Here is a 17201-nt window from a genome sequence, read left to right as displayed (position 1 = left end):
GGTTCCGATGTCGTAGCGGGGCGCGCCGCCCGGGCGCTTGCGTCATGCCGCCGCAGCCGGCAAGATCACCGCAACGACAAGAACACGCCTGCTGGGACGGAAACAACCGCTGTCGCCCGGGAGCCCCCGTATGCCCGCTTTCCGCCGTTTCTATGCGGCCGCCTCCGCGTGGACCGGCCGCGTCGCCGTCGCCACGGTCGCGGTCATCCTCGCGCTCGTGACGCCCGGCACCGTGAGGCCGGCCGTGGCCGAGCTGCGCATCGGCGCCGTCGTGTCGGCGACCGGGCCGGCCGAGTATCTCGGCGATCCGGAGAAGCGCACGCTGGAGATCTATGTCGAGGCGCTCAACGCCGCCGGCGGTGTCGGCGGCGAGCCGATCCGGCTGATGCTGCACGACGACGGCGGCGATCCGGAGACGGCGCGCCGGCTGGCGGCCCGGCTCATCGCCGACGACAAGGTGTCGGTGGTGATCGGCGGCACCACCACGGCGACCTCGCTCGCCATGGTGCCGGTGATCGAGGCTGCGCAGGTGCCCTTCGTGTCGCTCGCCGGCGCCGCCCAGATCGTCGAGCCGGTGCGCAAATGGGTGTTCAAGACACCGCACACCGACCGCATGGCCTGCGAGAAGATCTTCGCCGATCTGGTGCGCCGGCGGCTCACCACCATCGCGATCGTCTCCGGCACCGATGCGTTCGGCCGCGCCATGCGCGACCAGTGCGTCAAGCTGGCGCCCGCCATGGGCATCACCATCGCGCACGAGGAGACTTACGGGCCGGCCGATACCGACGTCACCGCCCAGCTCGCGGCCGTGAAGCGCAAGAGCGGCCTGAAGGCCGTGGTGGTCGCCGGCCACGGCCAAGGTCCCGCCATCGTCACCCGCGCGTATCGTCAGGTCGGCGTCGGGCTGCCGCTCTACCAGAGCCACGGCGTCGCCTCGAAGCAGTTCATCGCGCTCGCCGGGCCGGCCGCCGAGGGCGTGCGGCTGCCGGCGGCGGCGCTGCTGGTCGCCGACAAGCTGCCCGACGGCGATCCGCAGAAGCCGGTGCTGCGCGCCTATGCGGACACCTTCCGGCAGAAGACCGGGCAGCCGGTCTCGGCCTTCGGCGGGCATGCCTATGACGGGCTGATGCTGGTGGTGGAGGCCGCCCGGCGGGCCGGCAGCGTCGAGCCGGCGCGGCTGCGCGACGAGATCGAGCGCACCCGCGGCCATATCGGCACCGGGGGCGTGGTCACCATGTCGCCGACCGATCACACCGGGCTCGACCTCTCGGCCCTGCGGCTCTTGGAGATCCGCAAGGGCGACTGGGTGCTGATCTCCGAGCAGGGCTCGTGAGCCGGGCGCCGCTCGCTGGACCGCCCGGTGACGAAGACCGAGCCGGCCCGATCGATGCGGTGTTTGACCTAGAACAAGGCGATTCGGCCGCCGCTCCGGCCAATCTCCCGCCGATGGCCGGCCGCGAGATCCACCGTGCCGCCGCCGGTCGCCGGGTCTTCCGGCCGACCCGCCGGGGCGGCCCGCCAGGACGATCCGGGAGGATCGATCCGGACGGACGGCCCGAGAGGACGGTGATGAGCGACGCTTCCCCCGGCGATCCTGCCGCCCCCGCCGATTCCGCGGTCGCGGCCATCGACCCCGATCTCCTCGCGGCGCTGGCCGAGGTGCTCGACCCCGAGCTCGGCATCAGCATCGTGGATCTCGGCCTGGTCTACCGGGCCGAGTGGACCCCGGAGGGTATCGCGGTCGACATGACCACCACGGCGCCGACCTGCCCGTTCGGCGAGCGGATGGCGACCCAGGCCAAGGACGCCCTGCGCCGCCGCTTCGCCGAGACGCCACGGGTGCATGTCCGCCTGCTGTGGGACCCGCCGTGGAGCCCCGAGCGGATGACCGAGGCGGGCCGGGCCGCGCTCGGCTGGGAGCCCGGCGCCCCGCTCTCCGATCTCCTGCATTGAGCCACCCGGCGGTCGACCGCGACAGCGCGCAGCCGCCCCGGAAGGACCGCAGGCGCCCGGGCACGGCCGGGCGCGCTGCGCCGATCGTTCCATCTCACGAAAATCTCCGCTCCTGTTGCGACAACCGGCTCCCGGGTGGTTCACTGCGGCTGCGCCGCCGCCGCAGTGGTGGGCGCCGCGGAGGACCAAGGGGAGGCAGGATGGCCGACGAGGTGCGCGCACCGCTCGCCGGGATCGTGCAGGCAGTGCTGGTCGAGCCCGGGACGGCCGTGGCGGCCGATGCCGAGCTCGTGGTGGTCGCCACGCCGGCGGCCGAGCATCTGGTCTATGCGCCGCGGGCCGGCACCGTGCTGGCGGTCCGCGTGCAGGAACGCGACGCGGTCGCCGCCGGCGACCTGCTGCTGCTGATCGAGTGACCGGGACCGGGTCGGTGGGCGGGCCTCTCCGCCGGCCGGCTGCCCGCGACAACGCCAGGGACTGAGGACTGATGCATTTCGATCTCGCCGACGAGCAACGAATGGTCCAGGAGACGGCGCGCCGCTTCGCCCTGGAGGAGATCGCGCCGACGCTGGCAGAGGAGGAGCGCGCCCACGCCTTCAAGCCGGAGCGCGTCGCCAAGATGGGCGAGCTCGGCTTCTTCGGCTGCGCCCTGCCGGACGATCTCGGCGGCAACGGCCTCGGCTTCTTCGAGTCGGTGCTGATGGCCGAGCAGGTGGCCAAGGTGTCGGCGTCCTGGCGGCTGCCGTTCAACATGCAGAATCTCGGCCCCGCGCTGACGGTGGCGAAGTTCGGCACGGCGGCCCAGAAGGCGAAGTACATCCCCGGCTGGGTCGCCGGCACGCAGCTCGGCTTCTTCGCCATGACCGAGCCCAACACCGGCTCCGACGTCGCCAGCATGAAGACCCATGCGATCGACAAGGGCGACCACTGGGAAGTCCACGGCAGCAAGATGTGGATCTCGCAAGCCCATGTGGGCCATGCCGGGCTCCTCTACGCCTACACGGACCGCAGCGCCGGCAATCGGGGCATCACCGCCTTCATCATCGAGCCGAAGACCTGGGCCGGCGTCTCGGCGCGGCCGATCGAGACCAAGCTCGGGCTGCACTGCGCGCCGACCGGCGAATTCGTGTTCGACGGCATGAAGGTGCCGAAGGAGAACGTGCTCGGACAGCCGGGCGAGGGCTTCCGCATCTGCATGTGGCAGCTCAACCAGACCCGGCTCGGCTGCGCGGCGGGCGCCCTCGGGGTGGCCGGCGGCGCCCTCGATCTCGCCATCGACTACGCCAACGGCCGCACCCAGTTCGGCAAGCCGATCGCCCAGCATCAGATGATCCAGGCCCAGATCGCCGACATGGTGGTGGAGCATCAGGCCGCCCAGATGCTGGTCTATCGCGCCGCCTGGCTGAAGGATCAAGGCCGGCCGAGCCAATACGAGACGTCGGTCGCCAAGCTCGCCGCCTCCGAGGCGGCCGTCCACGCCGCCAACGAGTGCATGAAGATCTTCGGCTCCTACGGCTACTCGACCGAGTATCCGGCCGAGCGCTTCTATCGCGACGCCAAGTCGCTCCAGATCGTCGAGGGCACCTCGAACATCCAGCGCATCATCATCTCGGGCATGGCGACCGGAGCGACGCCCAACCGGGAGTGAGACGGATTCCGGATGATCGGTTCGCCGTCGTTCCGGGGCGCGGCACCCGGATCGGCGCTGCGCGCCGTTCGGGCGCCGCGAACCCGGAACCCAGCGAAACACGTCCTCCCGCGGCAGACTTTTGACTCTCGGCTGGATTCCGGACAGCCGCTTCGCGGCTTCCGGAATGACCACGCGGATTTCGTTTGAATCCCGCGTCGCGAGACGCTGCGTCGTGCGACATCGCGGCGACGCGGCGGGATCGAACCATCGGGGCGGTGGCGGCTTGTCCGATTGACCCGCGCGCGTGTGGCCCGGCGGCCCTGCCGGGCGGGCCGTGAGCGGTCGTCTGGAGCCTCCGATGCGCCCGATGCTGCTGTTGCGTCCGATGCTGCTGTCTGCCCTCGCCGCCGCAACTGTTCTCGTCGTCGGCGCCGCCCCGGCGGCCGCCCAGGGTACCCCGGTCTATCCGTGGTGCGCCCAATACGGCACCCGCGGCGGCGCCACCAACTGCTACTTCTCGAACCTGTGGCAGTGCCAGCAGGCGATCAGCGGCAATGGCGGCTACTGCTACGAGAACCCGTTCTATCGCGGCGCCGGTGCGCCGCCGCCGGGCGAGCGCCGGCGGCTGCGGCGCGGCGACGGCTGAGCCGTGCCGGCTCCCTCGTCACACCGCCGCTGCGCCTCCCGGGCTCGTGATCGCGCCGTTTCGGCGCGGGTGTTGCGCCCATGCTAACCTCGGCCGCAATGTTGCCCGACGGCGCCGCGCACGTGTCGCGCGGCGGCGCGAGATGCCGAGGAGACCACAATGCGCGCAATCCTGATCGGCCTGGGCCTGGTCGTGGCGGTGATCGCGGCCGACATGCAGGCGAGCCGGGCCTCCGCCTATCCGGTCTATCCGTGGTGCGCCCAGTATGGCGGGGGCCGCGGCGGCGGCAGCAACTGCTACTTCGCGAATCTGTGGCAGTGCCAGCAGGCGATCAGCGGCAATGGCGGGTTCTGTGTGGAGAACCCCTTCTACTGGGCGCAGGGCGCGAGCCCGGCCGGTGCCCCGCCGGTCGCTCGCAAGGGCAAGCGTCGCGCCGCCCACTGACGGCCGCTCCGTCCGGGGCCGGCTGCCGGCCGGCGGCCCGGCATGCTAAGGTCCCGGCCGTCGAAGCAGACGCGAAGGAGTGTCTCCGTGCGCACATGGTCGATGCGGATGTCGTCGATCGGCCTGGGGCTCGCCCTGGCGGTGGCGGCGGGTGCGGCCGATCTGCGGGCGAGCCGCGCGCTGGCCTATCCAGTCTATCCGTGGTGCGCCCAGTACGGGGGCGCCTTCGGGGGCGGCGTCAACTGCTACTTCAGCCAGCTCTGGCAATGCCGGCAGGCCGTCATGGGAACGGGCGGCTACTGCTACGAGAACCCGTTCGCCTGGGGGCGGCCGGAGACCGAGCCCCCGCCGCGCGCCCGAAAGGGCCGGCGCGTCGTCCGCTGACATGGTGCGGCCCGGCATGTCGGGCGCGACGGGACGGCTGCCACGCCGGAGCGTCGCCATGACGCTCATGCTGGTGCGTCTCGTCCTGCTCGGCGTCGCCGTCTATGCGGTGGCGGTGCTGGCGCTCTATCTCGGCCAGCGGCTCCTGATGTACCGGCCCGAAACGGTTCGCACACCACCCGCCGAAGCCGGGCTGCCGCAGGCCGAGGAGCTGTGGCTGTCGACCGAGGACGGCGAGCGGCTTGTCGCCTGGCATATCCCGCCGCGTGATGGCCGGCCGGTGGTGCTCTATCTGCACGGCAATGGCGGCGCGCTGCGCCACCGCGCCGACCGCTTCGCGGCCATGACGGCGGACGGCACCGGCCTGCTCGCCGTCTCGTATCGTGGTTTCGGCGGCTCGACCGGCGCGCCCGACGAGGCCGGGCTGCTGCGCGACGCAGCCGCCGCCCATGCGTTCCTGGCCGATCGCTACGGCGCCGGGCGCATCGCGCTGTTCGGCGAGTCGCTGGGCACCGGCGTCGCCGTGCTGCTCGCCGCCGGACGGCCGGTCGGCCGGCTGATCCTTCAGGCGCCCTACACCTCGACCGCCGACGTCGCCCGCCTCGCCTATCCGTTCGTGCCGATCGGTCTGCTGATGAAGGACCAGTTCCGTGCTGACCTGAAGGCCGGCGACGTCACCGTGCCCACCATGGTGCTGCACGGCACCGCCGATACGGTGATCCCGATCGCCTTCGGCGAGCAGCTCTATGCGGCGTTCCGAACGCCGAAGCGGTTCGTCCGGGTGGCCGGGGCCGGCCACGAGGACCTCGACGCCTTCGACGTGCTCGCCGAGGTGCGGGCGTTCCTGGCGGGCGGGCCGGCGGCCGGAGAGGCGCCGGCTGCCGAGTAGACGGCGGCCGGAGGACGCCGGGCTCGTCGAAGGCGGCTCAATTGAACAAGGCGCTCAGTTGAACGTCGTGTAGCTCTTGCCGGGCTCGCCGCCGACCCGCTTGAAGCCGGCCACCGCCGGGCCGTAGCCCTGCCGTAGCGCCAGCGCGCGGGCATAGGAGCCGGCCGCCTTCTCCTTGTCGTTCAGCCGCTCGTAGGCGAGGCCGCGGCTGGTCCACGCCTGGACGTTCTCGGGCTCGACCTCGACGGCGTCGTCGAGATCGCCGGCCGCCGCCTTGGCGTCGCCGGCCGCCAGATAGCTCAGCGCCCGGGCGATGAACGGCTCGGCCTGCTGGTGCGACAGCCCGATGGCGGTCGAGAAATCGTCGATGGCGTACTGATGCTGGCGCTGGCTCTGATAGAGCAGCCCGCGATTGTAGTAGGCCTGGGCGTTGTCGGGCCGGATCTGGATCGCCTTGTTGAAGTCCTGCAAGGCGCGCAGCAGCTCGCCCTTGTCGCGATACGTCATGCCGCGGCCCACATAGGCGACGGCGTAGCCGGGATCGATCTGGAGCGCCCGCTCGTAGTCGGCGAGCGCGAGGTCGATCTGTCCAGTCTGGCGTCGGGCGAGGGCGCGGTTGGCGTAAGCCTGGGCGTAGTTGGGGTCGATCGCGATGGCCTTGTCGAAGTCGGCCAGCGCCTCCTGGTAGCGCCCGGACTGGCCGAGCACCGAGCCGCGCATGTTGTAGGCTTGCGGGTCGTTCGGGTTCTTGGCCAGCACCTCGGTGAGCGAGGCGAGGTTGGCGGGCGAGGCCGCCGAGGCCGAGTCGTCCACCATGGTCGACGGCATGTTGGCGATGGTGGAGCAGCCGCCGAGGGCGAGAGCGAGAGCGAGGGTCGCCAGCAGCGGGCCGGTACTCGCGCGGCGGCCATCATCAGATGGGCGGTCGGCCTGCGTCCGGGGCGCCCCGGCACCCGACGGCCAGCGCCCTACAGTCTGGAGCCGCCTCACCATTTGATCCGCGTCACCATGGTCGAGATGTCCATGGTCCCCCCGTGGCGTTCAAGGGCCCGCACGACCGGACGCAGTCGCACGACGGCCAACGCCGCACACCCGCCGGTCCGGCTGGACCAGTCGTCGGCGCGCGGCGAACCCTGCGTCACGGACAAAGGCGGCGATCTTGCGGCAGACCCACCGGATCGGTGGATCGAAGGCGGGGCCCGCCGTGGACGCGGACCCGGGGTCACCCGGGTCGCAATCGTCGATCAGCGCGGCGCGCTGCTGCGGAAGCCGCCGCCGCCGGCACCACCCGGACGCGCACCCGGACCACCGGCGCGCGGAGCGGGCTTCGGCTTGCCGGGGATCAGGCCCTCGCGCTGGGCGCGCTTGCGGGCGAGCTTGCGGGCGCGACGGATCGCCTCGGCCTTCTCCCGCGCCTTGCGCTCGGAGGGCTTCTCGTAGTGGCCGCGCAGCTTCATCTCGCGGAAGATGCCTTCGCGCTGCATCTTCTTCTTCAGGGCCTTGAGGGCCTGGTCGACGTTGTTGTCACGAACGAGTACCTGCACGCGGCATCCTCTCGAAAGCTTGTCGTTGATTGTCGCAGGGCCGTCCGCCTGCGGTCGAGACGATCGCGCGGGCTCCCAAGTGGCCGGGCGTTTAGCAGAATCCACAGGCGAAGTCCATCGTGCGTCGCCGCATTCCGGACACGGTGCGCCCGCCGATCAGTCGTGGAACACCCGGTTGACGTGGCCCATCTTGCGGCCGGGGCGGACCACCGGCTTGCCGTAGAGATGCACCGAGGCGCCCGGCACCGTCAGCCAGTCGCGGTAGGCGGCGACGTCGTGGCCGATCAGGTTGTGCATCTCGACCCGGCCGTGGCGCAGCGGCGCCACCAGCGGCCAGCCCGCCACCGCCCGGATGTGCTGCTCGAACTGGGAGATCGAGCACCCGTCTTGGGTCCAGTGGCCGGAATTGTGCACGCGCGGCGCGATCTCGTTGACGAGCACGCGGCCGCCGCCCTCCTCGACCACGAACATCTCGACCGCCAGCACCCCGACATAGCCGAGCGCCCCGGCGATGCGGCCGGCGATCGCGCGGGCCGCCTCGGCGAGCGCCGGCGAGATCGCGGCGGGCACCCGGGTAACCGCCAGGATGTGGTCGCGGTGCTCGTTCTCGCCGATGTCGAACACCACCACGCCGCCGTCGCGGCCGCGCGCCGCCACCACCGAGATCTCGCGGCTGAACGGCACGAACGCTTCGAGGATGGCCGGCTGGCGGCCGATGGCGTTCCAGGCGGCGCCGGGATCGTCGCCGGCGCGGACGATCACCTGGCCCTTGCCGTCGTAGCCGAAGCGGCGGGTCTTGAGCACCGCCGGGCGGCCGATGGCGGCGAGCGCGGCATCGAGCCCGGCGCGATCGTCGACGGCGGCGAACGGCGCCGTGGCGATGCCGAGCGAGGTTACGAAGGACTTCTCCACCAGCCGGTCCTGGGTGGTGGCGAGGATCGCCGGATCGGGCAGCACCGGCCGGCGCGCCGACAGGAAGGTCGCGGTCTCGGCCGGGACGTTCTCGAACTCGTAGGTGACCACGTCGACGTCGTTGGCGAAGCGGTCGAGGGCGTCCTTGTCGGTGTAGTCGGCCTCGGTGACCCGCCGCACCACGTCGAACGCGCAGGACTGCGGGTCCGGGCACAGCACATGGCACTTGAAGCCGAGGCGGGCGGCGGCGAGCGCCAGCATGCGGCCGAGCTGGCCGCCGCCGAGAATGCCGATGGTGGCGTCCGTTCCGAGCGGACGCGGCGGAACGATCACGGGGCAGGCTCCTCGGAGGGGGTCTCGGCGACGCTCTCGGTCTGGCGGCGGCGCCAGTCGTCGAGCCGCCCGGCCAGCGCCGGGTCGGCGAGCGCCAGGATGGCGGCGGCGAGCAGCGCCGCGTTGATGGCGCCGGCGCGGCCGATGGCCAGCGTCCCCACCGGCACGCCGGGCGGCATCTGGACGATGGAGTGGAGCGAGTCGACGCCCGACAGCGCCTTCGATTCCACCGGCACGCCGAGCACCGGCAGGGGGGTCATCGCGGCCGTCATGCCGGGCAGGTGGGCGGCGCCGCCGGCGCCCGCGACGATCACCTGGAAGCCGGCCGCCTTGGCGCCCTTGGCGAAGGCGTAGAGCCGCTCCGGCGTGCGGTGGGCCGAGACGATGCGGGTGAGGTGGCCGACCCCGAGGGCGGTCAGCGTCTCGGCGGCATGCCGCATGGTGGCCCAGTCGGACTGGCTGCCCATGATGATGGCCACCGGGGTCGCGCTCATGATCGGGAACTCGCTGTCGTTCGAACGCGCCGGTCGCGCGCAACGATCTCGACGCGACGACACGAGGGCCGCCGAACCGGCGGCGGAAGGGCGCGGATTATAGGTAGCGCCGTCCCGCTGGCAAGCGAGCGGCCGGTCGCCTGCTGCCGGCACATCTGCCATGCCGTGGCGGTTCCGGGCGGCGCCGCGAATCACGTACACCGGCGCGGTCACGGGGAGGTGGCGGCCGACATGCGGAGCAAGGCGGCGGAACGGCGCGTGCAGCAGGGACGGCGGACGGTGGCGCGGCCGCCGGCGGCAGCGGCCGGCGAGGCGGGGGCCGACCCGGCGGTCGATCCCGCAACCGGGGGCGCGGGGGTGCCCGCCTCCGATCCGCGCCGGCTCGCCCGCGAGATGGAGCGATTGGAGCAGGCGGCGCAGGCCGCCCGGCTCGGCCGCGAGGTCGCCCGGCTGGAGGCCGAGCTCGTCGCCGCCCAGGCGCGCATCGCCGAGCTGGAGGCCCATGCGGATCACGATCCGCTGACCGGCGTCCTCAACCGCCGCGGCTTCGACCGCGAGCTGGCGCGCGCCGCCGCCCATGTCGACCGCTACGGCGGCCGGCTGGTGCTGGTCTATCTCGATCTCGACGGCTTCAAGCCGATCAACGACCGCCACGGCCATGCGGCCGGCGACGCGGTGCTGCGGGCGGTGGCCGGGGTGCTGCGCGGCCATGTCCGGGCCTCGGATCTGGTGGCGCGGCTCGGCGGCGACGAGTTCGCGGTGCTGTTGTGGAATCTCGGCGATGCCGACGCGGCCGCCAAGGCGGCGTCGCTGGAGACGATGATCGCGGCCGCGCGGGTGCCGTGGGACGGTGCCACCGTGGCGGTCGGCGCCTCGGCCGGCCTCACGGCGGTGGCCGGCCCGACCGACACGGCCGCGGCGCTCGCTCGCGCCGACGCCGCCATGTATGCGCGCAAGCGCGATCGTGCCGTCGCCCGCGGCCGGACGGACTGATCACTCGGGCGGACTGATCACGTCGGGATGCCGCCGGCGGCGGCCCGCGAAGGGTGAGGACGGAGGGGGCTCGGGTGCGTGCCGGCCGTCCGGCCACACGGCCTCTCGGCCGGTCCGAACTGATCACTCCGGCTCCGCCCCGCCGCAGCCGGGCCGCTCGCTCGACCTCGGACCATTCCGGATCGAGCGATACCGGATCGGGTTATTCCGGATCACCCGCCTCGATCGCCTCGCATCCATCGGCCGTGTCGATCAGGCGATGATGTCGGGCGTGATCTGATCTTCGATGAAGGAGATGCGGTCGCGCAGCCAGAGCTTCCGCTTCTTGAGGCGCTGGACCTGGAGAACGTCGGACCCGGGGGCGTCCTGGAGCGCCGAGATGGCGACGTCGAGGTCGCGATGTTCTTGTTGGAGGCGCGCGAGCTGCGCCTTCAGATCGGCTTCGTTGTCGTTCGCCATTCGGACCGCCGCACCGGCCGCGGTCCAGTCATGCACATGTGAAGCGCGGTCGCGGCCTGTCGCCGCAATGTATCGCTCGCCGCCCGATTTTTTTCAAGCTTTCCAACGTCCGCCGCCCACAGCCGTCGCACCCTCCTGATGCGTCGCACAAATCGAACCGGGTCGACTCTGCGAACCTGACGTGGCACACTGTCATGGTCAGGCAACAATCTGACATGAGGAGAATCGCCACATGGCCACGCTCTCGCTTGCTGACCTCGAACAACGGCATCGGATGTTGGAAGCGGAATTGTCTGAAGCCCTCCAACATCCGTCGGTCGATGATCTCCAGCTCGCCGAGTTGAAGCGTCGGAAACTGCAACTGAAGGATGCCATCGTTCGGCTCAAGCACCAGAGCAGCGTACACTGAGCCCATCCGTTCTGATTTGACCTACTCCGTTGTTTGGTAGAGCCGCCGGCCCTCGGAAACGAGGCCGGCGGTTCTGTTTTCAGGGGCTCGTCGGCCTCTCGTCAGGATGACGTCGAGAGCGGCACCCGATGGCTCCGCCATCAGGCCGGACGGACCGCCTCCAGCGACACCACTGCGTCATCTGGTCGCGGTTTTTCGCCGAAGCGATACCCGCCCGACACCACGGTCCTGGTGAACCCCACCTCGTCCAGCACGGCCGCGAAGGCAGCCGCATCCCAGCGACGCAGCGCGAACGGCTCCTCCTCGGTGGCGACCGGCACGCCGCCGCGCCGATGCTCGTAGCGCAGCCGCGACACCACCACGTCCGCCGCCGGGTCGGCGGTGACCGGCTGCTCGTCGAGCCACAGCTCCCCGTCCGCCACCGGCCACCGACGGGTACGCGCCGTCTGCTCGGGCGGGTCGACCGGGACGAGGTCGACCAGCAGCCGGCCGCCGGGCCGGAGATGATCGAGGAACCGCCGCAGCACGCCGCGCAGCACCGCCGGATCGGTGACGAGCTGGATCGAGCCGACCGCGACCACGATGGCGGCGAACCGGGTGTCGAAGGCGAAGCTCTCGAAGCGCTGGAGCGACAGCGGCGGGTCGAAGCCGCGGTCCCGGCACGCCGCCCGGCACAGCGCCAGCATCTCGGGGGAGGCGTCGAAGCCGTGCAGGTCAAGCCCGGCGGTCAGCAGCGGCACCAGCAGCCGGCCGTTGCCGCAGGCCGCCTCCAGCACCGGCCCGGCGCAGCCGGCGAGCCGGTCGCGATAGTAGTCGACGTCCCCGAACGAGCGGCCGACCGGCTTGTCGACGTCGTAGACCCACGCCGCCAGGCTGCCGTAGCGATTGATCGTCTCGTCCGTCATGGCCCGCCGTGCCTGTCGGGACGCGCCGGCCGGAAGGCCGACGCCGTCTCCCGAGAATGCCGGTCCGATCGATCGCCGCTGGGACGCGGACCTTATACCGATGGCTGCTGATTCTGGCTCGTCATGCCCGGCCTCGTGCCGGCTGAGAGCGTTGCCGTTGTGGATCTAGTCGGAGGTCGCGTGTCCCGGGCGAAGGCGCGACGCGCCGGAGACCCGGGACCTAGAGGCGGCGATCACGGCGCTTGCGGCTCTGGGCCCCGGCTCGCGGCGCTGCGCGCCGCGTCCGGGGCACGAGGCCTCACGACATGCTCTCTCATGCCGATGGCCGCTGATTCTGACTCGTCATGCCGGGCCCATGCGAGAGTGCGAGGGCGCCCGTCACGCCTCCTTGGCCAGCTCGCGCAGCTTGAACTTCTGGATCTTGCCGGTCGAGGTCTTCGGGATCTCGGTGAAGACGACGTGGCGCGGGCACTTGAAGTGGGCGAGATGCTGGCGGCACCACTGCATCAGCTCGTCGGCGCTGGCCTCCTTGCCCTCGCGCAGCTCGACGAAGGCGCACGGCGTCTCGCCCCACTTCTCGTCGGGCTTGGCCACCACCGCGACCGCCTGCACGGCCGGATGCTTGTACAGCGCGTCCTCCACCTCGATGGACGAGATGTTCTCGCCGCCCGAGATGATGATGTCCTTGGCGCGGTCCTTGAGCTGGATGTAGCCGTCCGGATGCAGCACGCCGAGGTCGCCGGAGTGGAACCAGCCGCCCGCGAACGCCTCGTCGGTGGCCTTCTTGTTCTTGAGATAGCCCTTCATCACCACGTTGCCGCGGAACATCACCTCGCCCAGCGTCTGGCCGTCGGCCGGCACCTCCTCCATAGTGGCGGGGTCCATCACGGTGAGGCCGTCGAGGCCCACATAGGGCACGCCCTGGCGGGCCTTGAAGGCGCCCCACTGGTCGACCGCCAGCGCGTCCCACTCGCGGTGCCAGTCGTTGATCACTGCCGGGCCGTAGCTCTCGGTGAGGCCGTAGAGGTGGGTCACCTCGAAGCCGGCCTCCTTCATGGCGACCAGCACCGACTCGGGCGGCGGCGCTGCGGCGGTGAAGAACTGCACCGTGCGGGCGAGCGGCTTGCGCTCGTGCGGGGCGGCGTTGAGCAGCGTCGACATGACGATCGGGGCGCCGCACAGATGGGTGACGCCGTGCTCGGCCATCAGCTCGTACATCAGGCCGGCGCGCACCTGGCGCAGGCACACATGGGTGCCGGCCACCACCGACACCGACCACGGGAAGCACCAGCCGTTGCAGTGGAACATCGGCAGGGTCCACAGATAGACCGGGTGCTTGCCCATGCCGCAGTTGACCACGTTGCCGGTGGCGAGCAGCGCGGCGCCGCGGTGGTGATAGACGACGCCCTTCGGGTTGCCGGTGGTGCCGGACGTGTAGTTCAGCGAGATGGCGTCCCACTCGTCGCCCGGATGGGCCCGGACGAAGCCCTCGTCGCCCTCGGCCACGAACGCCTCGTAGTCGAGGCTGCCGATGCGCTCGCCGGGGCCGGTGTATTCCGGATCGTCGTAGTCGATCACCAGGGGCTTCACCTTGGCGGCCTCGAGCGCCGGCTTCATGATCCGCGCGAACTCGCGGTCGGTGATCACCACCTTGGCGTCGGCGTGGTCGAGCGAGAAGCCGATGATGGCGGCGTCGAGTCGGGTGTTGAGAGTGTTGAGCACCGCCCCGGTCATCGGCACGCCGTAGTGGCATTCGAGCATCGCCGGAGTGTTGGCCAGCATCACCGACACGGTGTCGCCGCGGCCGATGCCGCGCTTGGCGAGCGCCGAGGCGAGCTTCTTTGCCCGATTGTGGAAATCCCGATAGGTCCGGCGCAGGGCGCCGTGGACGATGGCGACATGATCGGGATGCACCCGGGCGGCCCGCTCCAGGAACACCAGGGGGGTGAGCGGCTGGTGGTTGGCGGGGTTCTTGTCGAGATCGAGATCGTAGGCGGTCGGGGCCATGGCAATTCACTCCCTGGAAATCGGTTGGGGCGAGGTTATCGAACCGGGCTGGCGGCTCCAATATCGGGTTCACCGCCCTGGTGTCGCGCCCTGCTTTGGTCGACGTCGGCCCGGTTCGCCGCCGCGGCGGCGAGTTTCGAGCGGGGCTCTCAAGCGCCGGCGACCAGGTGCGACACGCCCTGCCAGAGCAGCGTGACCGAGATCATGAACACCAGGGCGTAGCTGATCCGGTAGAACAGCGCAGTCGGGGTTCGGCGGACCAGCCAGATGCCGAGGAAGTTGGTCGCCACCGCCAGCGGCAGCAGCACCGCCGAGGTGCCCAGCGCGTCGCCGGTGAAGTGCCCGAGGGCGAAATAGGGCACCACCTTGAGGGCGTTCACCACCGCGAAGAAGATCGTCGAGGTGCCGACCAGGCGCAGCTTGGGCAGCTTCTGCGGTAGCACGAACACCTGGAAGGGCGGGCCGCCCGCCTGCGCCATGGTGGAGGTGAAGCCCGCCACCGCCCCCCACAGCACGCCGGCCTTCGGGTCGGGCGTCCGCGTCGTGGCGGGCGGCCGGCCGAACCAGACGTTCAGCACGAAGCCGAGCCCGATCAGCCCCACCGCGATGCGGATGACGTCGTCCGAGACATGCGCCGCGATCGCCCAGGCGAGCCCGACGCCGAGCACCGCGCCGGGCAGCATGATCCGCAGGTTCCAGGCGTCCCAGTCGCGCCGATAGGTCACGACCGAGATCATGTCCTGGATGATCAGGATCGGCAGCAGGATGGCGGCGGCCTGGAGGGGCGGCGCGTAGAGCGCGAGCAGCGGGGTCGCCATGGTGCCCACCCCGGCGAAGCCACCCTTCGACAGGCCGAGCGCCGTCACGGCCGGCAGCGCCAACAGGTAGAAGGTGGGGTCCTGGATGATGTTCACGGTCGACAGCCGGACGAGAGGCGCGGTGCGGCGCGCGGCGGGCGGGCGCGCATCAAAGCCGATCCGCCGCCGCGGCGCCAGCCTACCGGCGGCGCCCGACAGGCCGGAGGCGGCGCCCGGGGGCGAGCCGCTGCGATCGGCCGCGGGCGGCCCGACCAAATGTTAAGCACCGGCGGGCTTGCAAACCGGGGGGAGTGCGGCAAAATCGCACCAAAAGCCCCCGGGACAGCAAATGGCGGCCGCAGCATCGGGAACGTTTCGCTCCGGCGAGGCGTGAGGCGGGCACGCCGAGCAGGAGGAAGCGCCGTGACGACATCCGCATTGCATCGTGTGTCCCGCCAGGACGAGCTCGCGCCGACCCGCTATCACGAGGTCTACGCCGGCTGGCTGTCGGACCCGGAAGGGTTCTGGGCCGAGGCGGCCGAGGCGATCGACTGGTACGAGAAGCCGAAGACGATCTTCGACCCGACCGCCGGCGTCTACGGCCGCTGGTTCGTCGGCGGGACCTGCAACACCTGCTACAACGCCGTCGATCGCCATGTGCAGAACGGCCGCGCCACCCAGCCGGCGCTGATCTACGACTCGCCGGTGACCGGCAGCAAGCGCGTGTTCACCTACGACGACCTGTTGCAGGAGGTGCGCACGCTCGCCGCCATCCTGCGCGACTTCGGCGTCGGCAAGGGCGACCGCGTGCTGCTCTACATGCCGATGGTGCCGGAGGCGGCCTTCGCGATGCTGGCCTGCGCCCGCATCGGCGCCGTGCACTCGGTGGTGTTCGGCGGCTTCGCTGCCAAGGAGCTCGCCACCCGCATCGACGACGCCAAGCCGAAGGTGATCCTCACCGCGAGCTGCGGCATCGAGCCGGGCCGCGTCGTGCCCTACAAGCCGCTGCTCGACGCCGCCATCACGTTCGCCAGCGAGAAGCCGTCCGCCTGCCTGGTGCTCCAGCGGCCGCAGGTGCAGGCCGAGCTGACGGCGGGACGTGATCACGACTGGGCGGCGCTGCGGGCCGCGGCGCTCAAGTCCGGCCGCGCCGCCGATTGCGTCAAGCTGGCGTCCACCGATCCGCTCTACATCCTCTACACCTCCGGCACCACCGGCAAGCCGAAGGGCGTGGTGCGCGACAACGGCGGCCACATGGTGGCGCTGAAGTGGTCGATGAAGAACCTGTACGGGGTCGATCCCGGCGAGGTGTACTGGGCCGCCTCGGATGTCGGCTGGGTGGTCGGCCACAGCTACATCGTCTACGGGCCGCTGCTGCACGGCTGCACCACCATCCTGTACGAGGGCAAGCCGGTCGGCACGCCGGACGCCGGTGCCTTCTGGCGGGTGATCGCCGAACACAAGTGCGTGACGCTGTTCACGGCGCCGACCGCCTTCCGAGCCATCAAGAAGGAGGACCCGGAGGCCAAGCTGCTCGGCCAGTACGACCTCTCGCACTTCCGCACGCTGTTCCTGGCCGGCGAGCGCGCCGACCCCGACACCGTGGTGTGGGCCGAGCGCATCCTCGGCGTGCCGGTGATCGATCACTGGTGGCAGACCGAGACCGCTTGGGCGATCGCCGGCAATCCCATCGGCCTCGGCCAGCTCCCGGTGAAGCCGGGCTCGCCGACGGTGGCGATGCCGGGCTACGACGTGCGCATCGTCGACGAGGCGTGCCACGAGATGCCCGCCAACAAGATGGGCTCGATCGTGGTCAAGCTGCCGCTGCCGCCGGCTTGCCTGCCGACCCTGTGGGAGCAGGACGACCGCTTCCGCGAGAGCTACCTCACCGAGTATCCGGGCTACTACAAGACCGCCGATGCCGGCTTCAAGGACGAGGACGGCTACCTCTACATCATGGGTCGCACCGACGACATCATCAACGTGGCCGGCCACCGGCTGTCGACGGGGGGCATGGAGGAGGTGCTGGCGTCGCATCCCGACGTCGCCGAGTGCGCCGTCATCGGCATCAAGGACCAGCTCAAGGGCGAGGTGCCGTGCGGCTTCGTCGTCCTCAAGGCGGGCGTGACCAAGAAGCCGAGCGACATCGAGCAGGAGATCGTCCGGCTGGTGCGCGACAAGATCGGCCCGGTGGCGGCGTTCAAGATCGCCATCTGCGTCAACCGGCTGCCGAAGACGCGCTCGGGCAAGATCCTGCGCGGCACCATGAAGAAGATCGCCGACGACGATCCGTGGACCATGCCGGCCACCATCGACGATCCGGCGGCGCTCGACGAGATCGCCGCGTCGCTGAAGCACCACGGCATCGGCGCCTGACGTCGCGCGTCGTCGCCATCGTCATC

The 17201-nt window shown here is 71.0% G+C and carries 19 protein-coding genes; 11 read left to right on the top strand and 8 right to left on the bottom strand.

Going from position 1 to position 17201, the window contains the following annotated elements; translation table 11 throughout:
* Positions 1–130 precede the first annotated feature (130 nt).
* From ACFQUV_RS17365 to ACFQUV_RS17330, 8 genes are all read left to right on the top strand, one after another.
* Positions 131–1333, top strand: coding sequence for an ABC transporter substrate-binding protein (locus ACFQUV_RS17365; RefSeq protein ID WP_129608946.1), 1203 nt, complete (start codon positions 131–133; stop codon positions 1331–1333).
* A 236-nt stretch (positions 1334–1569) separates the two neighbouring features.
* A complete protein-coding gene (locus ACFQUV_RS17360) occupies positions 1570–1953 on the top strand; it encodes a metal-sulfur cluster assembly factor (RefSeq protein WP_129608945.1) in 384 nt (127 codons plus the stop codon).
* A gap of 200 nt (positions 1954–2153) precedes the next feature.
* Positions 2154–2369 (top strand): acetyl-CoA carboxylase biotin carboxyl carrier protein subunit, encoded by a 216-nt coding sequence (locus ACFQUV_RS17355; RefSeq protein WP_129608944.1) that lies wholly within the window; start codon positions 2154–2156, stop codon positions 2367–2369.
* 71 nt (positions 2370–2440) lie between these two features.
* On the top strand, positions 2441–3601 hold the full coding sequence (locus ACFQUV_RS17350; protein ID WP_129608943.1) for an acyl-CoA dehydrogenase family protein: 1161 nt from the start codon (positions 2441–2443) through the stop codon (positions 3599–3601).
* A 340-nt stretch (positions 3602–3941) separates the two neighbouring features.
* The gene (locus ACFQUV_RS17345; protein ID WP_129608942.1) at positions 3942–4229 is read left to right on the top strand and encodes a DUF3551 domain-containing protein; all 288 of its coding nucleotides are present in this window, start codon (positions 3942–3944) and stop codon (positions 4227–4229) included.
* Positions 4230–4388: 159 nt separating this feature from the next.
* Entirely contained in the window at positions 4389–4673 is a 285-nt protein-coding gene (locus tag ACFQUV_RS17340; RefSeq protein WP_129608941.1) for a DUF3551 domain-containing protein, read from the top strand.
* Positions 4674–4760: 87 nt separating this feature from the next.
* On the top strand, positions 4761–5057 hold the full coding sequence (locus tag ACFQUV_RS17335) for a DUF3551 domain-containing protein (RefSeq protein ID WP_165363864.1): 297 nt from the start codon (positions 4761–4763) through the stop codon (positions 5055–5057).
* A gap of 58 nt (positions 5058–5115) precedes the next feature.
* Positions 5116–5946, top strand: a complete 831-nt coding sequence (locus tag ACFQUV_RS17330) for an alpha/beta hydrolase (RefSeq protein ID WP_129608939.1) — start codon at positions 5116–5118, stop codon at positions 5944–5946.
* Between the two features lie 54 nt (positions 5947–6000).
* Here ACFQUV_RS17330 and ACFQUV_RS17325 read toward each other — a convergent pair whose 3' ends face one another.
* The 4 genes from ACFQUV_RS17325 to purE all read right to left on the bottom strand — a co-directional run bounded on the left by ACFQUV_RS17325 (position 6001) and on the right by purE (position 9229).
* Entirely contained in the window at positions 6001–6939 is a 939-nt protein-coding gene (locus ACFQUV_RS17325; protein ID WP_207211454.1) for a tetratricopeptide repeat protein, read from the bottom strand.
* Between the two features lie 251 nt (positions 6940–7190).
* Positions 7191–7490 carry a 30S ribosomal protein S21 gene (gene rpsU, locus ACFQUV_RS17320; RefSeq protein ID WP_111385734.1) on the bottom strand — a complete coding sequence of 100 codons (300 nt, stop codon included), beginning with the start codon at positions 7488–7490 and terminating at the stop codon, positions 7191–7193.
* Between the two features lie 156 nt (positions 7491–7646).
* A complete protein-coding gene (locus ACFQUV_RS17315; RefSeq protein WP_129608938.1) occupies positions 7647–8735 on the bottom strand; it encodes a 5-(carboxyamino)imidazole ribonucleotide synthase in 1089 nt (362 codons plus the stop codon).
* Positions 8732–9229: a 5-(carboxyamino)imidazole ribonucleotide mutase gene (gene purE, locus ACFQUV_RS17310; protein WP_129608937.1), complete on the bottom strand. Its 498-nt coding sequence runs from the start codon at positions 9227–9229 to the stop codon at positions 8732–8734. The genes ACFQUV_RS17315 and purE overlap by 4 nt, the downstream gene beginning before the upstream one ends.
* A 231-nt stretch (positions 9230–9460) precedes the next feature.
* Here purE and ACFQUV_RS17305 point away from each other — a divergent pair, with 231 nt between their 5' ends.
* Positions 9461–10222, top strand: a complete 762-nt coding sequence (locus ACFQUV_RS17305; protein ID WP_129608936.1) for a GGDEF domain-containing protein — start codon at positions 9461–9463, stop codon at positions 10220–10222.
* 252 nt (positions 10223–10474) lie between these two features.
* Here ACFQUV_RS17305 and ACFQUV_RS17300 read toward each other — a convergent pair whose 3' ends face one another.
* Positions 10475–10681, bottom strand: a complete 207-nt coding sequence (locus tag ACFQUV_RS17300; RefSeq protein ID WP_111387767.1) for a YdcH family protein — start codon at positions 10679–10681, stop codon at positions 10475–10477.
* Positions 10682–10913: 232 nt separating this feature from the next.
* Here ACFQUV_RS17300 and ACFQUV_RS17295 point away from each other — a divergent pair, with 232 nt between their 5' ends.
* Positions 10914–11090 carry a YdcH family protein gene (locus ACFQUV_RS17295; RefSeq protein ID WP_129608935.1) on the top strand — a complete coding sequence of 59 codons (177 nt, stop codon included), beginning with the start codon at positions 10914–10916 and terminating at the stop codon, positions 11088–11090.
* Positions 11091–11230: 140 nt separating this feature from the next.
* Here the strand turns inward: ACFQUV_RS17295 and ACFQUV_RS17290 are convergent, their stop codons facing one another.
* The 3 genes from ACFQUV_RS17290 to ACFQUV_RS17280 all read right to left on the bottom strand — a co-directional run bounded on the left by ACFQUV_RS17290 (position 11231) and on the right by ACFQUV_RS17280 (position 14916).
* Positions 11231–11995: a bifunctional 2-polyprenyl-6-hydroxyphenol methylase/3-demethylubiquinol 3-O-methyltransferase UbiG gene (locus ACFQUV_RS17290; protein ID WP_129608934.1), complete on the bottom strand. Its 765-nt coding sequence runs from the start codon at positions 11993–11995 to the stop codon at positions 11231–11233.
* A 378-nt stretch (positions 11996–12373) separates the two neighbouring features.
* Positions 12374–14002, bottom strand: coding sequence for an acyl-CoA synthetase (locus tag ACFQUV_RS17285; protein ID WP_129608933.1), 1629 nt, complete (start codon positions 14000–14002; stop codon positions 12374–12376).
* 149 nt (positions 14003–14151) lie between these two features.
* A complete protein-coding gene (locus tag ACFQUV_RS17280) occupies positions 14152–14916 on the bottom strand; it encodes a sulfite exporter TauE/SafE family protein (RefSeq protein WP_129608973.1) in 765 nt (254 codons plus the stop codon).
* Positions 14917–15222: 306 nt separating this feature from the next.
* On the opposite strand from ACFQUV_RS17280, the gene ACFQUV_RS17275 reads away from it, so the two are divergent.
* Positions 15223–17175: a propionyl-CoA synthetase gene (locus tag ACFQUV_RS17275; protein ID WP_280176754.1), complete on the top strand. Its 1953-nt coding sequence runs from the start codon at positions 15223–15225 to the stop codon at positions 17173–17175.
* Positions 17176–17201: the final 26 nt, after the last annotated feature.

Source organism: Rhodoplanes sp. P11 (genome assembly GCF_964266735.1).
GTDB classification, from domain to species: Bacteria; Pseudomonadota; Alphaproteobacteria; order Rhizobiales; family Xanthobacteraceae; genus Rhodoplanes; species Rhodoplanes serenus.
The sequence above is the reverse complement of the archived record's forward strand: the minus strand, read 5'-3'. Positions and strand labels throughout refer to the sequence as shown.

What these genes read in the sequence shown, in the direction of transcription:
- ACFQUV_RS17290 (WP_129608934.1), bottom strand. Translation starts at nt 11,995, where the DNA reads ATGACGGACGAGACGATCAATCGCTACGGCAGCCTGGCGGCGTGGGTC.
- ACFQUV_RS17345 (WP_129608942.1), top strand. Translation starts at nt 3,942, where the DNA reads ATGCGCCCGATGCTGCTGTTGCGTCCGATGCTGCTGTCTGCCCTCGCC.
- ACFQUV_RS17325 (WP_207211454.1), bottom strand. Translation starts at nt 6,939, where the DNA reads ATGGTGAGGCGGCTCCAGACTGTAGGGCGCTGGCCGTCGGGTGCCGGG.
- ACFQUV_RS17295 (WP_129608935.1), top strand. Translation starts at nt 10,914, where the DNA reads ATGGCCACGCTCTCGCTTGCTGACCTCGAACAACGGCATCGGATGTTG.
- ACFQUV_RS17300 (WP_111387767.1), bottom strand. Translation starts at nt 10,681, where the DNA reads ATGGCGAACGACAACGAAGCCGATCTGAAGGCGCAGCTCGCGCGCCTC.
- ACFQUV_RS17340 (WP_129608941.1), top strand. Translation starts at nt 4,389, where the DNA reads ATGCGCGCAATCCTGATCGGCCTGGGCCTGGTCGTGGCGGTGATCGCG.
- ACFQUV_RS17305 (WP_129608936.1), top strand. Translation starts at nt 9,461, where the DNA reads ATGCGGAGCAAGGCGGCGGAACGGCGCGTGCAGCAGGGACGGCGGACG.
- ACFQUV_RS17285 (WP_129608933.1), bottom strand. Translation starts at nt 14,002, where the DNA reads ATGGCCCCGACCGCCTACGATCTCGATCTCGACAAGAACCCCGCCAAC.
- purE (WP_129608937.1), bottom strand. Translation starts at nt 9,229, where the DNA reads ATGAGCGCGACCCCGGTGGCCATCATCATGGGCAGCCAGTCCGACTGG.
- ACFQUV_RS17360 (WP_129608945.1), top strand. Translation starts at nt 1,570, where the DNA reads ATGAGCGACGCTTCCCCCGGCGATCCTGCCGCCCCCGCCGATTCCGCG.
- ACFQUV_RS17365 (WP_129608946.1), top strand. Translation starts at nt 131, where the DNA reads ATGCCCGCTTTCCGCCGTTTCTATGCGGCCGCCTCCGCGTGGACCGGC.
- ACFQUV_RS17330 (WP_129608939.1), top strand. Translation starts at nt 5,116, where the DNA reads ATGACGCTCATGCTGGTGCGTCTCGTCCTGCTCGGCGTCGCCGTCTAT.
- ACFQUV_RS17350 (WP_129608943.1), top strand. Translation starts at nt 2,441, where the DNA reads ATGCATTTCGATCTCGCCGACGAGCAACGAATGGTCCAGGAGACGGCG.
- ACFQUV_RS17355 (WP_129608944.1), top strand. Translation starts at nt 2,154, where the DNA reads ATGGCCGACGAGGTGCGCGCACCGCTCGCCGGGATCGTGCAGGCAGTG.